This window comes from Sulfitobacter sp. THAF37, assembly GCF_009363555.1.
In the GTDB taxonomy this organism is placed as follows: Bacteria; Pseudomonadota; Alphaproteobacteria; order Rhodobacterales; family Rhodobacteraceae; genus Sulfitobacter.
The window spans coordinates 1,524,627-1,539,131 of sequence record NZ_CP045372.1 but is presented as its reverse complement, the minus strand read 5'-3'; the positions used below and the strand labels follow the sequence as shown (position 1 = coordinate 1,539,131).

The following is a 14,505-nucleotide window of genomic DNA, read 5'->3' as shown; positions in this document are numbered from 1 at the left end:
TGTGGACGGCACGTGCGCCTGTTTTCTATGATTTACCAGTACGTTATGACTTCTCCCAAAATTGAACCTGTGTTACCTTACTCCCAATCAAAATGAGGCCAGCCGAAAAATCGGCGGTCCAGAGGCAAAAAAGGCAGGTTCAAAATGAAGGCGCGGCGCATTCAGCCGGCCCGCTTCGGGCTATTTTTCATCGCGGCAATATGGCTTCTCGTGGTCTTACCGCTCAGCGCCATCGCAGCCCCCTATGCCGCCTATGTGATCGACGCCCGAACCGGGAAAGTGCTTCATTCACAGAACGCGGACACCCGGTTGCATCCGGCGTCCCTGACCAAGATGATGACGCTCTACATCGCTTTCGAGGCGGTCCGCCGGGGTGAAATCGGCCTGGATACCGAGGTGACGATCTCAAAGAATGCAGCCGCTGAGCCGCCCAGCAAGCTGGGTATGCGTCCGGGCCAGAAGATCAAGCTGCGGTACCTGATCCGCGCTGCGGCGGTGAAATCGGCCAATGACGCCGCCACCGCAATCGGGGAAGCGATCGAAGGGTCCGAAGCCAAATTTGCCCGCCGGATGAACCGCACCGCGAAATCGTTGGGCATGACGCGCACCACCTTCAAGAACATGCATGGCCTGACCGAGGCGGGCCACCTGTCCACCGCCCACGACATGACCCTGATGGGGCGGCATCTGCTGTATGACTACCCGCAGTACTACAACCTGTTCTCGCGCATTACCGCCGATGCCGGGGTCCGCAAGGTCAGCCACACCAACCGCCGTTTCCTGTCGTCCTACAAGGGTGCGGACGGGATCAAGACCGGCTACACACGGGCGGCGGGCTTCAACCTCACCGCCTCTGCGGAACGGGGCAATGAACGGATCATCGTTACCGTCTTTGGCGGCAAATCCACAGCATCGCGCAACGCCAAGGTGGCGGAACTGATGGACCTTGGCTTCCGCCGGGCCCCGTCGAACGCCCCCCTGAACAAGCCGAAGCGCGAGATGGTCTATGCGGACGTGGAGGACGAGGACACCGGCAACAGCGCCGGTGGCGCGGGCAAGACGATCCGCCTCGTCGGCGCGGTCACGACGTCCAAGCGACCGCAGTTGCGGCCCGGCACAGAGGCTCAGGTGCTTGTCGCCGCTGCCGATCCGGTGGTCAGCAACGCCGACGTCACCGCGGCGCTGAAGGAAGCGGTGCAGAGCCCCGCGATCACTCCCCCGGCGCCCGCAGCGGAAGATGGTGTGGTCACACTGGCCTCTGCCGCCCAAGTTTCGGCGCGGCCAACGATCCGCCCCCAGGCCATGGTTGCCGCGGCGGCCCCCGCGCCGGTAGAGCAGGAAGTTGTCAGCCGGGTCTCGACCTCGGGCGGGCGGCAATGGGGTGTGAACCTGGGCCGTTATCCCAGCCGCTATGCCGCCGAGAAGGTGCTGCTGAAGACTGCGCTGTCTGAAATGGCCACGCTGGACGGAAGCCTGCGCAAGGTGGTGAAGCGGCCACAGGGGTTCGATGCGAATTTCCTCGGAATGACCCGCGACAGCGCCGACCTGGCGTGTCGCAGGCTTGCCGCGCGCAACATCAGCTGCTTCATGGTAGGGCCGGGTTGACTGGCGGATCCTGAGCCGCCTCGCGGCGGATCCATTGCACGAAATCCTTCAGCGCGGGCCGCATGACGCCGGGCCGCGTTACCAGGTGATACCCCGCTCCGGGCCGGTCCGCCCGATGCAACTCGCGCAGGCGTCCCGACGCGATATCCCGCGCGACGAACAGGTGCACCGTCACCGCCACCCCCTGCCCGTCCCGCGCCCCATCCAGCAGCAGATTGCCCGGCACCTGCATCAGTGCCCTGGGCGCAAGGTCCCCCTGCCCAAGGCGGCGTAACCAGTCTGTGCTTTCCGTGGTGCTCGCCTCTTCCAGCCAGGGATAGTCGGACAGCGTTTCCAGCGGCGGCAAAGGCCCCTCCCCTACCAGCCTGGGCGCGGCAACGACGACCATGGGCGACAGCGTCAGCAGTTCCGTCTCAAGCCCCGGCCAGGGGCCCGTGCCATAGCGGATGGCGATGTCGATACCATCCGGCGACAGCTCCGCCAGCGCAGGCGTCGGGTCGAGCCGCAGGCTCGCCTCCGGGTGGGCGGCACGGAAGGACGGCAGGCGGGGCATCAGCCACGAGGCCGCAAAGGTCGGCGTGCAGGAGATATGCAGCGGTCGCGCATCGCGTTCGCCGGTGATGTCCTGCGCCGCTTCGATCATTGCGGCAAAGCCCGCATGGAGCGCCTTGGCCAGAATCTCGCCCTTGGGCGTCAGCCGCATGGATCGGCCCGACCGGTCCAGCAGCGCCACGTCCAGATGTGCCTCCAACGCGCGCAGCTGCTGGCTGATCGCCGCATGGCTGACCCCCAGCGCCGTGCCTGCCGCCTGCACATTACCGCATTGGGCAAAGGCAGAGAAAGCACGCAGCGCGGCCAGCGGTGGAAGAGCTCTCCAATCCATATGTAACCCTGACTTTCATGCTTCAATATTACATGAGTCGCATTTGGCCCCAATTACCTCAATATGTGAAGGGTCAAAGTCAAAACCGGAGGAAAAGAGATGTTACATATCTACGCAGCAGCCATGCGCACGGCGATCCGGGCAGACAGGCCCACCCCGACTGAAAAACGGCATCGGTGGCGGCCCACCGGCACGCGCAGCCCCGACGGGTTCAGGTAAGACGGCCCGCAATGTAAGCGAACGCCGGCGCGCCTTCAGGTCGCCGCCTGCAGAAGGGTCTGTGTGTATTCGGTCTGCGGGTTGTCATAGAGGTCGTCCGCCGGCCCATATTCGATCACATCGCCCCGCTTCATCACCAGCACATTGTGCGACATCGCCCGAACCACCCTCAGGTCGTGGCTGATGAAGAGATAGGCCAGCCCGTATTTCTCCTGCAGGTTCCGCAGCAAATCGACGATCTGGACCTGAACGGTCATGTCCAGCGCGCTCGTCGGTTCGTCCAGCACCAGCAGTTTCGGCCGCAACACCATCGCGCGGGCGATGGCAATCCGCTGGCGTTGCCCGCCGGAGAACTCATGCGGGTAGCGGTCCATGGTTGCCGGATCGAGCCCCACTTCCTCCATCACCTCGTGCACCAGCACGCGCTGGTCCTGCCCCTTGCCGATGCCATGAATGCCGAGGCCTTCCGAGATGATCTGGAAACAGGTCATCCGCGGGCTGAGCGACCCGAACGGGTCCTGAAAGACGATCTGCATGTCCGCCCGCAGCCGTCGCAGCTGCCGGGTGGACCACTTGCGCACGTCCTCGCCGATAAAGGTGATCCGCCCTTCCGACTGGATCAGCCGCATGATCGCCAGTGCCAATGTCGTCTTGCCAGACCCGCTTTCGCCCACGATGCCCAGCGTCTCGCCCGCGCGGACCGACAGGGTCGTGTCGTTCACCGCCTTCACATGTCCGACGGTGCGCCGCAGCAGGCCACGCTGGATCGGAAACCAGACCTTGAGATTCTCGGTCGATACGATCTCCGGCGCGTCAGCCGGGACCGGTTCGGGACTGCCCGTGGGTTGGGCGCTGAGCAGTTTCAGCGTATAGGGATGTTGCGGATTGTCGAAAATCTCGTGCGTGGGGCCCTGCTCGACGATCACGCCCTTCTGCATCACGCAGACACGGTCGGCGATGCGCCGCACGATGCCAAGGTCGTGCGTGATGAACAGCAGGCCCATGCCTTCGCTGTCCTTGAGTTCTTTCAGCAGTTCGAGAATCTGGGCCTGGATTGTCACGTCCAGCGCGGTGGTCGGCTCGTCCGCGATCAGCACGTCCGGCTTGTTGGCCAGCGCCATGGCGATCATCACCCGCTGACGCTGACCGCCGGAAAGCTGGTGCGGATAGGCGCCCAGTCGGCTTTGCGCGTCGTTGATCCCCACCCTTTCCAGCAGTTCCAGGATGCGCGCCCGCGCGTCGTCCCCCACCAGTCCCTGGTGCAAAGCGATGCTTTCGCCCAGCTGTTTTTCGATGGTGTGCAGCGGATTGAGCGAAGTCATCGGTTCCTGAAAAATGAAACTGATGTCGTTGCCGCGCACCTTGCGCAACAGCGCCGCGTCCGCGCCGATCATCTGCTGCCCGTCATAGGTGACGGAGCCGGAGACCTCGGCGCTGTCGCCCAGAAGCGACACGGTGGACAGCGCAGATACGGATTTGCCGGAACCGCTTTCGCCCACCAGCGCCACGGTCTCGCCCCGCTGCACGGTAAAGGACACGCCGCGCACCGCATTGACCAGTGCACCGTCCTGCCGGAACGAGACGTTCAGGTCGCGGACATCCAGTAAAGGTGCGCTCATGCCTTCGCCCCCTGGCCGATTTCTTCGAAGAAATCGGGCCGGAAATTCCGTAATTTCCGTGTCCGCGTCATGAGAAGGTCTTTCTGGGGTCAAAGGCGTCGCGGATGCCTTCGAAAATAAAGACAAGCAGCGACAGCATGATGGCAAAGGTAAAAAACGCGGTGAAAGCCAGCCAGGGCGCCTGCAGGTTCTGCTTGGCCTGCAGGGTCAGTTCGCCCAGCGACGGGGCGGAAGACGGCAGGCCGAAGCCAAGGAAGTCCAGGATCGCCAGTGTGCTGATCGTGCCGGTGATGATGAAGGGCAGGAAGGTCAGCGTGGCAACCATCGCGTTGGGCAGCATGTGGCGGAACATGATGGTGGTGTTGCTGACCCCCAGTGCCCGCGCCGCGCGCACGTATTCAAGGTTGCGCGCGCGCAGGAACTCGGCCCGCACGACGCCCACCAGCCCGGTCCAGGAAAACAGGACCAGCAGGAAGACCAGCAGCCAGAAACTTCGCCCGAGGATCGCGAACATGATGATGATCACATAGATCGACGGCGTCGCCGACCAGATCTCGATCACCCGCTGGAAAATCAGGTCCAGCCATCCACCGAAGAACCCCTGCAACGCGCCGGCAATGATCCCGATCACCGTGGCGGCGCCGGTGACGATCAGGGTGAAAAGGATCGACAGGCGGAAACCGTGGATCACACGGGCCATGACGTCGCGCTTGGTGCCGTCAGTGCCCAGCCAGTTCTGTCCGTTGGGCGGCAGCGGCGCGGCCCCGGGGCGGTCTACTGCGGTATTGAAGGAATAGGGGATGACCGGCCAGACCGACCAGCCGTTCTGGATCGGCTCCCCGTCGATCTCGCCGTCCTGGGCATCTTCGTAATAGCCTTCGGGGTCGTCGAAACACAGGTCCATGCCCCCGGTCGCGATCAGGCATTTCACCTCCGGATCGCGATAAACCGCTTCGGTCTGGAAGTCTCCGCCGAACGCCGTCTCGGGATAGAAGTTGAAGATCGGCATGTAGTATTCGCCCCGGTAGCTCACCAGGATCGGCTTGTCGTTCGCCACGAATTCGGCGAACAGCGAAATACCGAACAGCACCGCGAAAATCCACATCGACCAATAGGCGCGGCGGTTGCGGCGGAAGTTGTTCCAGCGCCGCCGGTTCAGCGGCGACAGCCAGCCGCGCGGTGCCTTGGTCACGGGCGGCGGCGCCTCCTGTCCGGGCGGGCGCTGCGGCAGCGGGTCGGTTTTGGCTAGATCGCTCACGCTCAGCCCTCCCGCTTTTCAAAGTCGATGCGAGGATCGACAGCCACGTACATCAGGTCCGAAATCAGCCCGACAACCAGCCCCATCAGGCCGAAAATGAAAAGCGTGCCGAACACGATGGGATAGTCGCGCGCCACGGTGGCTTCGAACGCCAGTCTGCCCAGCCCATCCAGGCTGAAGATCGTCTCGATGATCAGCGAGCCGGTGAAGAAGACGCCGATGAAGACGCCCGGAAAGCTGGCGATCATGATCAGCATCGCATTGCGGAACACGTGACCGTAGAGCACCTTGCGCTCGGACAGCCCCTTGGCCCGTGCCGTGATCACGTACTGCTTCTTGATTTCGTCGAGAAAGCTGTTCTTGGTCAGCAGCGTCAGCGTCGCAAAGGCCCCGATGGTCGAAGCCAGAACCGGCAGGGTGATATGCCAGAAGTAATCGGCAATCTTGCCGCCGAGGCTCAGTTCGCTCCAGTTGTCCGAGGTCAGGCCGCGCAGCGGGAAAATCTGCCAATAGGATCCGCCCGCGAACAGCACCAGCAGCAGAATGGCAAAGAGGAATCCCGGAATCGCATAGGCCGCGATGATCGCGCCCGACGTCCAGGTGTCAAATCGGCTGCCGTCCCGGACCGCCTTGCGGATGCCCAGCGGGATCGACACCAGATAGGCGATCAGCGTGGACCACAACCCGAGCGAGATCGACACGGGCAGCTTTTCCTTCACCAGGTCGATCACGCCGATGGACCGGAAATAGCTCTCTCCGAAGTCGAAGCGCACGTAGTTCCACATCATGTTGAAGAACCGTTCAACCGGCGGTTTGTCGAAGCCGAATTCGCGTTCCAGCTCTTCGATGAACTCGGGCGGCAGGCCGCGTGAGCCCACGTATTCGCTGCCGGTGCCCACCTCGGTGGCGCCCGCGTCATTACCGCCGCTGGCAAATCCCGCGAAAACATCGCCGCCGCCCTGGATGCGGGCGATGGCCTGTTCGACCGGGCCGCCCGGCACGAACTGCGCGAGGGCGAAGTTGACCAGCATGATCCCGAACAGCGTCGGAATGATCAGCAGCAGCCGTCTGACAATATAGGCGCCCACGCCGCGACTACCTCAGCGCGCCGGCGGCGCGCAGCTCGGCCGCCTTGTCGGCATTGTACCACCAGAAATCCAGGTAGCCGAGCGCATAGGGCGGGATGTCGGGGTGTTCGTACTGATCGTAATACGCGACCCAGTACACGTCGTTGTACCACACCGGGATCATGAAGAATTCGTACCGCAGCGCGCGATCCAACGCGATCAGCGCCGCCTCTTCCTCTTCGGATGTTTCCGCCCGCAGCGATGCCTCGATCAGCGCGTCGACCAGCGGGCTGGCGAGCCCGGCGGGGTTGAACAGCGAATACGCCGCATCCTCGGAGCCGAACCGCTGGATCAATCCGGTGCCGGTTCCCAGAAAGGCCGCGTATTCGTCGAATACAAGGTCATAGTCGCGGTCCCGTTCCCGGGTGGTGTATTGCGAGGCGTCCACCTTTTCGAGAATGGCGTCGATGCCCATGGCCCTGAGGTTCGAGATGAAGTTTTCGACCACCGCGGCCAGCGTGGCCGAGCCGGAGGAGTTCAGAAGAAACCGCAGCTGCAGCGGCTCGCCTTCGGCATTGGCGCGCATCCCGTTATCGCCGACCGACCACCCGGCCTCGTCCAGAAGGCGCATCGCGGTGCGCAGGTTGCGGCGATCCAGCAGCCGCTCGGGGCTGGAAGTATGCGGCATCACCGCCTCGTCGGTCAGCAGTTCGGGTGGCACCACGTCCCCCAGAGATTCGAGCAAGGCAAGTTCATCCCCCTCGGGAACGCCGGTGGCCATCAGCGGCGTATCCTGCGTGAAGGATGCGCGCTGTTTGAACAGACCGTATTGCAACGACTCGTTGGTCCATTCGAAGTTGAACGCCAGCGCAACGGCGCGGCGCACGCGCTTGTCCTGAAGCACTTCGCGGCCCAGATTGAAGACAATGCCGTTGGGTGTCGGCGGCGATCCATTCGGCAGTTCTTCCTTGACGACCTGGCCTTGCTGGACCTTGGGAAAATCATAGGCGCTGGCCCATTGCTTGGAATTGCCTTCGGCGCGGAAGGTGTATTCGCCGGCCTTGAACGCCTCAAAGGCAGAGTTCTCATCGCCGAAATATTCGATCCGGATGCGGTCGAAATTGTTCCGCCCGACGTTGAACGGCAGGTCTGCGCCCCAGTAGTCGGGATTGCGCTTGTAAACGATGCGGCGGTTCACATCGACGGTGTCGACCATGTAGGGGCCGGACCCCGGCGAGATTTCGAGCCGCCCCTCGTCCAGCCGCGCGCCGGTTTCCTCGTACCACTTCTTGGACCACGCGGGCACACCGCCCACCTGTTCGATCAGGCTGCGTCGGGAAACGCCTTCGGCAAAGTAGAATTTGATGGTGTGATCATCGATCACTTCGACCTTGGGGATCAGTCGGCGCACTGCGTCGGCATAGGACTTCAGGCCCTGATCCAGCAGCAGGTTGTGCGAAAACGCAATGTCATGCGCTGTGACCGGATCGCCATTGGAGAACGTCGCATCGGGGCGCATGTAGAAGATGACCCAGTCCTTGCTCGGCGGGTATTCCAGGCTCTCGCACAGCAGGCAGTAGTATTCCGAATAAACATCTGCCGGTGCCGCCGCATTGACCCCCTCGCCCAGCAGGCTTTCGTACATGACCGTGCTCAGCACGCCGCCGCGGCCCTTGCGGGTATAGGGATTCATCGAATCGAACGTGCCAAGGGTCGAGATCGAGATCTCGCCGCCTTTCGGCGCGTCCGGGTTCACGTAATCGAAATGGTCGTAGTCCGCCGGGTACTTGAGATCGCCGAAGAAGGAATAGCCGTGGCTCTTGATCGTCTCTTCCTGCGCCAGGGCGGCAGTGCCTGCGCCCAGCGCCAGCCCTATCACCAGCAGCGCGGTCCACGCTGTCCGGAGCCTTGTCATCAGGGGCAGTTCGGCTGCGCGGGACTGGGGTCGGATCATCAGGCTCTCCTTTGAGGGTCTCAAATCGTCGTTCAAACCAGATGTAAGCTAAAGGCCAACGCCGCCAAGATACAAGTTGCGAATATGTAATCTTGTGCGTGCCGCACCCCTGATACGAAAAAGGCCGCCCCGGATGGACGGCCTTTCGCAGAATTTATAGAAATATCAGCCGTCTGTGCCGTCCAGATATGCAATCACATTGGCGCGATCTTCGGGATTGTTCAGGCCCGCAAAACCCATCGTGGTCCCCGGTGCCCAGCCCTTCGGGTCAGCCAGGAATGCGCTCAGCGTCTCGGGCTCCCACGCGCCTTCCTTGCCGGACAGGCCGCCGGAATAGCTGAAGCCGCTGACAGAGGCGATGTCACGTCCGACGACGCCGTTCAGGTGCGGGCCGACCGCATCGTTACCGTCAACCTTGTGACAGGCGGAACATTTGCGGAAAACCCGCTCGCCCTTGCCGGGGTCGGCCGCTTCCATCAGCGCCGCGAAATCAATCTCTTCCTCCGGCTCATCGGATCCGGCGTCGGCCACTTCGATGACATAGGATTGATCGCCATGCGCTTCGGCGTGATAGATCTCTTCGCCGGCCCATTTGCCCAGCAGCAGGATCAGCCACGCCCCGAAGAGGCCGCCGGCAATTTTTGTCAGTGTCATCGTATCGAACATGGGCGTGGTCCATTACTTCTGTGGCTATCTTGGGCGGGTATCTATTGCTTTCCCTCTCGCGGGGCAAGGTGTAGTTACCGCGACCAAACGCCCCTCTTGGGACAAATCGCCGAAGGAAGTTCACAAACATGGCAGATACCACGCCGCGCATCGCCTTTCAGGGGGCTCTTGGCGCCTATTCGCACGAGGCCTGCCTGCAAGCTGCACCCGGCATGATTCCCGTCCCCTGCACCACCTTCGAAGGGGTCATCCGCGCCGTGCGCGAGGGCCGCGCGGACCTGGCCATGCTGCCGGTGGAGAACACGACCTATGGTCGTGTGGCCGACATTCACCGGCTTCTGCCGCAAAGCGGGTTGCGCATCATCGGCGAGGCCTTCGTGCGGGTCCGCATCGCCCTGATGGCGCGCCCCGGTGTCAGGCTGCAAGATGTAAAACATGTGCGGGCGCATATGGTCCTGTTGCCACAGGCGCGCAGCTTTCTCGATGCGCACGGCATCACCTCGGAGGCCGCCGCCGACAGTGCCGGGGCCGCCGCCGAACTGGCAGAAGCCGCAGACAGCACGGAAGGTGTGCTGGCCAGCGAGGTTGCGGCCGACATCCACGGGCTGGAGGTCCTGGCCCGCGACATCGAGGACATGGACCACAACACGACCCGCTTTCTGCTGATGTCACCGCAGATCGACACCGCGCGCCGCGCTGACAAGATGCTGACCACCTTCGTCTTCGAAGTCCGCAACATCCCTGCCGCGCTCTACAAGGCGATGGGCGGCTTCGCGACCAATGGCGTCAACATGACCAAGCTGGAAAGCTACATGGTCGGCGGTTCCTTCACCGCGACGCAGTTCTACGCCGACATCGAGGGGCACCCCGACGATCCGGCGGTCAAACGGGCGCTGGAAGAACTGGCCTATTTCACCAACATGCTGAACATCCTCGGCGTCTACCCCGCGCATCCCGACAGGGGCTGAACCGGGTGTGTGCCGCTAAGCGGAACGCAAGCCGCGCTCTGGACCGTTCTGAATGAAAATCAGGCCCGAACATATCCTCGGTCGGGCGGCGCTTTGGCTGATGCTGGCGCCGTTCCTGGCTGTTTCGCTGATCTCGGACGCGGTGATGCCGGACACCACTGCGCAGGGCATCCGGATGGTGCTATGCACCGGCAGCGAGACGCCGGAGGTTGTCATCGACCCCGACACCGGGCAACCGGTCGATCCCGAAGACACAGGCGATGCGCCCGACCGCTGCGACTGGGCCTCCGCGAACACGGCGGTCGCTTTCACGCCTTTCGCTGCGATCAAGGCGATACGCGGCGACGTCACCCTCATCGGACCCGCCCGCGCGGCGACTATCCTGTTTCATGCCCGCTCAACCGGGTTGCCACCATCCACCGGACCTCCCCTGGAGATCTGACGTTCCCGACGAAACTCAGATATATCCCAACGGAGGTCCCATGACGGACACGACGATCGGAGACCACTCTCCGGCTGCTCCCTCTGCGAGCAAATTCTACTTCATCGCCTGGCGCTGGCATTTTTACGCCGGACTTTATGTCATCCCTTTCCTGTGCATGCTGGCGCTGACCGGCCTGACCATGCTCTGGATCTCATGGGGTGCGGGACTGGGGGCCGAGCGGATGGCCGTGACGCCAGCGGGCGCGCCGGTCCCGCTCACCCAGCTTCAGGCCGCTGCCGAAGCCGCGGTTCCGGGCAGCCGGGCCGTCCAGTATGTGGCCCCCCTTGCCGAGAACCGTGTGGCGGCCTTTGCCGTCGAGGCAGGGGGCACCCGGACGGGCGTGGCGCTCGACCCCTATACCGGGGAGGCCCTGCATACCTTTCCCTGGCGCGCGGGCTGGTACGATTTCGCCAACGATATCCACGGCAGCCTGCTGCTCGGCTCTTTCGGTGACGCGATGATCGAGATCGCGGCGAGCCTTGCCATTGTCCTGATCGCCAGCGGGCTTTACCTGCATTGGCCAAGAAACGGGACAAGCTGGCGCACCACGCTGATCCCGCAGATCCGGGCGCGGGGCCGTGGTTTCTGGAAATCGCTTCACGGCGTCGCGGGCTTCTGGATTTCACTGCTTCTGCTGGTTTTCCTTGTCTCCGGGCTCAGCTGGTCGGGGGTCTGGGGCACCAAGATGATGCAGGCCTGGAACACCTTTCCAGCCGAGAAATGGGGCGTACCGACATCGGACGCCACGCATGCCGCCATGAACCACGGCGCATCGGACGAGGTGCCCTGGGGTCTGGAGCAGACACCGATGCCGGTCTCCGGCTCGCTTACGGGCACATCGGCCATCCAGGGCGATGTCACCATCGACAAGATCGCCGCTTTTGCGACCACTCTCGGGTTTGACGGTCGCTTCCAGATCAACCTGCCTGCGGATGAAACCGGGGTATGGACCGTCAGCCATGACAGCATGTCGAACGACGGGCCAGATCCGACGGCGGACCGGACGGTGCATATCGACCGCTATACCGGCAACGTGCTGGCGGATGTACGGTTCGCCGACTATTCACCCTACGCCAAGGCGATGGCCGTGGGGATCGCCTTTCACGAAGGTGACCTCGGCATCTGGAACCTCGCGCTCAATACCCTGTTCTGCCTATTGGTGGTGCTGGTGTCCGTTTCCGGCGTGGTGATGTGGCAGAAACGGCGCCCGGCTTCGGCCTCCCGCCTTGCCGCGCCGCCGCGACCGACCGGGCTGCCGTTCTGGAAGGGTGCCGCTGCACTGGTGTTGGTGCTGGGGGCCCTGTTCCCGATGGCGGGGGCCGCTATACTGGTCATCCTGCTGATCGACGCGACGGTGCTGCGGGTTCTGCCGTCCGCGAAACGCGCCCTGTCCTGATCGCGCGGAGGGCGGCGGTCCCATGGGGCCGCCGCCGCTCCACTCAACCGGTGCCCGCGCCGGATACTGCCGTCCAAAGCTCGGGGTATTCGCGCACGATCCCGAAAGCGTCGGCCGTCAGAGTTGCGGCATAGCCGTGCGTCGGTGAGCGATAGGCGAATTCGGTTTCCGAAAGCCGCCGATATACCTGCCTGAGAGGTTTGAAACACCAATCCTCGGTGTCCAGCCAGACTGCGGTGGTTTCGACGTCCTCGCCAATCGCCAGATCCAGCCGCCTGATCGCATTGGTGTTCGTCGCCGGCGTGAAGCCCAGATCAATGTCGACAAGGCCGCGCACGCCGGGAACCGCCTTGCCATCCAAGAGCCATTCACCGGTCGCATCCCGCGAGAGGGAGAGGTCCCTCCGTCTGTCACCGGTCCATCCGGCAACGGATGCAGACCCGCTTGACCAATCCGATGTGCAGCAGACCCGATACTCAAGCCGCGCCGGTTCGGCACCATCGAGGTAAAGCGCGGTGCCGGAAACGGAATATCCATCGCCCTCGCGGCAGTAGGAACAGGCATCCAGACCTTCCATGTCGATCCTGCGCCACAAAACCCGGCGCGGCATATCGCCGATGCGCTCTTCGTCGTTCATGTCGCTGGCGCTGCCTCCCTCGCTGGTTCGGATGATGGGTTGCAATGGCAACTCATGCAATCCCCTCCAGAAACCTCTTGCATGTCATCCACCGGCAGGGCGCCGGGAATGATGGCCACCCCCCTCTGCACCAGGGGGCCGGGCTACGCCATGCGCGAATGGCGTTCTTCCATTTGCCGCGCAAACTCAGCGACGCGCAGCTTGTATTTCCGGGTGAGTGAATTCTTAGCCAGCCGCATCGACTGAACCAGCAGGCGGGCGCTCAGGTTCAGCGGTTTGACCTCAAGCTCGACCAGCACACGGGTACGGGACCGCGACAGCGGCATCATCTCAAAGCTCATGTTGCCCAGCAGACCCGGCGATGTGCTTTCCAGCACCATCTCGTTCGGACGGTCGTAAGTCACCATTTCCAGGTCCATCTCCCGGCGCTTTCCACGCAGGTCGAAGGCCACGCGCCAGGTCATGCCGGGGCCTGGCTGCTTCATCTGGTCGGTGCGCTGCACCTCGGCACCGCGGCGCATGGCGGAGCGTTCAAAGCTCTCGAAATCACTGAGCATCTCGAAGACCGCGTCGATCGGCGCGTCCACGTCTTCCTTGGTCGAAAACTTCATAAAAATGTCCCGATTTGCGCTGCCTCTTCGCACGGCCCGACATTCCCTGCGGGCCTTTTGCGTTTACCTTTGCCTCAATCCAGCCTGTCCGCAAGCCAATTTTCTATCAGGAAGTGCGCGATAGCGCCCTTGCGCGCGGGCAGGATCGTGTCATGGTTGCCTGCGAAAATCTCCATCATCTCCTCACGCGAAACCCACAGCGCATCTTCGATCTCGACCGGGTCGATGGAGATTGTCCGGCTCAGCGCCACGCCCCGGCATCCGAACATCAGCGACGCCGGAAAAGGCCAGGGCTGGCTTGACAGATACCCCACCTCGCCGACCTGCACCCCTGCTTCCTCGAACACCTCGCGCCGCACCGCCGCCTCCAGCGTCTCGCCCGGCTCCACAAAGCCGGCCAGCAGGGAATACATCCCCTGCGGCCACCCCGGCGAGCGGCCCATCAGCACCGAATTACCGTGCGTGATCAGCATGATCACGACCGGATCGGTGCGCGGAAAATGCGACGCCTTGCAGACCGGACAAACCCGCTGCCAGCCTGCCTGCACCATATCCGACCGGTTGCCGCAGGCCGCACAGAAGCCGTGGGCGCGATGCCAGCCAAACATCGCCCGCCCCGTCGCGGCCAGTTCCGCATCCCGCGGGCCAAGCCATGTCATCACCCGCCGCAGTTCGGCGAATGCCATGTCGTCGCCCAGCGCCGGGTGACGCTGTTCGCTGGGGTCAAGGAACCCGCCCAGCGCCGCCTCGTCCAGGTTCTCGGGCTGCCAGGCTGACAGGTCAAAGGCAAAACGCGCGGCGCCGTCTTCGCGGCCCAGCAGGATCGTGTCCTCCGCCGCGTCGGCCAGCACGGGATGGTCGAGCGGCAGCCGCACCAGCTGAGCGGGACGCGCCGGAGAAATCAGCGGCTTGCCCCGCCAGAACAGGATGGCGCGCGCCTCGGGCGCTTCTCTCGCGGCACGCACCGCCGCGGGATCGTTGCGAATCTCGCCGGCCCGGTCCAGCGCCGAGCCACCGAATGTCACTTCTTCCGCATGTCGCATCCTGCTGTCCCCGTCCTGGCGGGCCGCGTCAAAGGCCCCACTTGTCTCGTTTGCACAAACCCCCGGGCGAGGGCAATGGCGCGCCCCTTGAGTTC

General features: G+C 63.4%; 13 protein-coding genes. 4 read left to right on the top strand and 9 right to left on the bottom strand.

All coding sequences use genetic code 11. The annotated features are described in order from the left end of the window. The first annotated feature begins 144 nt into the window (after positions 1–144). Positions 145–1,605 carry a D-alanyl-D-alanine carboxypeptidase family protein gene (locus FIU94_RS07625; RefSeq protein WP_152465209.1) on the top strand — a complete coding sequence of 487 codons (1,461 nt, stop codon included), beginning with the start codon at positions 145–147 and terminating at the stop codon, positions 1,603–1,605. Here the strand turns inward: FIU94_RS07625 and FIU94_RS07620 are convergent. The 6 genes from FIU94_RS07620 to FIU94_RS07595 all read right to left on the bottom strand — a co-directional run bounded on the left by FIU94_RS07620 (position 1,586) and on the right by FIU94_RS07595 (position 9,271). After that, positions 1,586–2,488: a LysR family transcriptional regulator gene (locus FIU94_RS07620; protein WP_152465208.1), complete on the bottom strand. Its 903-nt coding sequence runs from the start codon at positions 2,486–2,488 to the stop codon at positions 1,586–1,588. The genes FIU94_RS07625 and FIU94_RS07620 overlap by 20 nt on opposite strands. Positions 2,489–2,742: 254 nt before the next feature. Beyond that, positions 2,743–4,326: an ABC transporter ATP-binding protein gene (locus FIU94_RS07615; RefSeq protein ID WP_152465207.1), complete on the bottom strand. Its 1,584-nt coding sequence runs from the start codon at positions 4,324–4,326 to the stop codon at positions 2,743–2,745. A gap of 67 nt (positions 4,327–4,393) precedes the next feature. Next, positions 4,394–5,518 (bottom strand): ABC transporter permease, encoded by a 1,125-nt coding sequence (locus tag FIU94_RS07610; RefSeq protein WP_172975937.1) that lies wholly within the window; start codon positions 5,516–5,518, stop codon positions 4,394–4,396. Positions 5,519–5,586: 68 nt separating this feature from the next. After that, the gene (locus tag FIU94_RS07605) at positions 5,587–6,672 is read right to left on the bottom strand and encodes a microcin C ABC transporter permease YejB (protein WP_152465206.1); all 1,086 of its coding nucleotides are present in this window, start codon (positions 6,670–6,672) and stop codon (positions 5,587–5,589) included. Positions 6,673–6,679: 7 nt separating this feature from the next. Beyond that, a complete protein-coding gene (locus tag FIU94_RS07600; protein WP_152465205.1) occupies positions 6,680–8,605 on the bottom strand; it encodes an extracellular solute-binding protein in 1,926 nt (641 codons plus the stop codon). Between the two features lie 165 nt (positions 8,606–8,770). Continuing rightward, positions 8,771–9,271 carry a cytochrome c family protein gene (locus FIU94_RS07595; RefSeq protein ID WP_152465204.1) on the bottom strand — a complete coding sequence of 167 codons (501 nt, stop codon included), beginning with the start codon at positions 9,269–9,271 and terminating at the stop codon, positions 8,771–8,773. A gap of 128 nt (positions 9,272–9,399) precedes the next feature. Here FIU94_RS07595 and FIU94_RS07590 point away from each other — a divergent pair, with 128 nt between their 5' ends. From FIU94_RS07590 to FIU94_RS07580, 3 genes are read left to right on the top strand one after another with little or no spacing between them, the layout of a single operon-like run. Then, the gene (locus tag FIU94_RS07590; protein ID WP_152465203.1) at positions 9,400–10,239 is read left to right on the top strand and encodes a prephenate dehydratase; all 840 of its coding nucleotides are present in this window, start codon (positions 9,400–9,402) and stop codon (positions 10,237–10,239) included. 52 nt (positions 10,240–10,291) lie between these two features. Next, positions 10,292–10,681, top strand: a complete 390-nt coding sequence (locus tag FIU94_RS07585; protein ID WP_152465202.1) for a hypothetical protein — start codon at positions 10,292–10,294, stop codon at positions 10,679–10,681. A gap of 40 nt (positions 10,682–10,721) precedes the next feature. Beyond that, positions 10,722–12,119, top strand: a complete 1,398-nt coding sequence (locus FIU94_RS07580; RefSeq protein WP_152465201.1) for a PepSY domain-containing protein — start codon at positions 10,722–10,724, stop codon at positions 12,117–12,119. A gap of 43 nt (positions 12,120–12,162) precedes the next feature. Here the strand turns inward: FIU94_RS07580 and FIU94_RS07575 are convergent, their stop codons facing one another. The 3 genes from FIU94_RS07575 to nudC all read right to left on the bottom strand — a co-directional run bounded on the left by FIU94_RS07575 (position 12,163) and on the right by nudC (position 14,410). Continuing rightward, entirely contained in the window at positions 12,163–12,756 is a 594-nt protein-coding gene (locus tag FIU94_RS07575) for a putative glycolipid-binding domain-containing protein (protein WP_254702632.1), read from the bottom strand. A gap of 143 nt (positions 12,757–12,899) precedes the next feature. Beyond that, positions 12,900–13,367 carry an SRPBCC family protein gene (locus FIU94_RS07570; RefSeq protein ID WP_152465200.1) on the bottom strand — a complete coding sequence of 156 codons (468 nt, stop codon included), beginning with the start codon at positions 13,365–13,367 and terminating at the stop codon, positions 12,900–12,902. Positions 13,368–13,441: 74 nt separating this feature from the next. After that, positions 13,442–14,410, bottom strand: coding sequence for an NAD(+) diphosphatase (nudC, locus tag FIU94_RS07565; RefSeq protein ID WP_152465199.1), 969 nt, complete (start codon positions 14,408–14,410; stop codon positions 13,442–13,444). Positions 14,411–14,505: the final 95 nt, after the last annotated feature.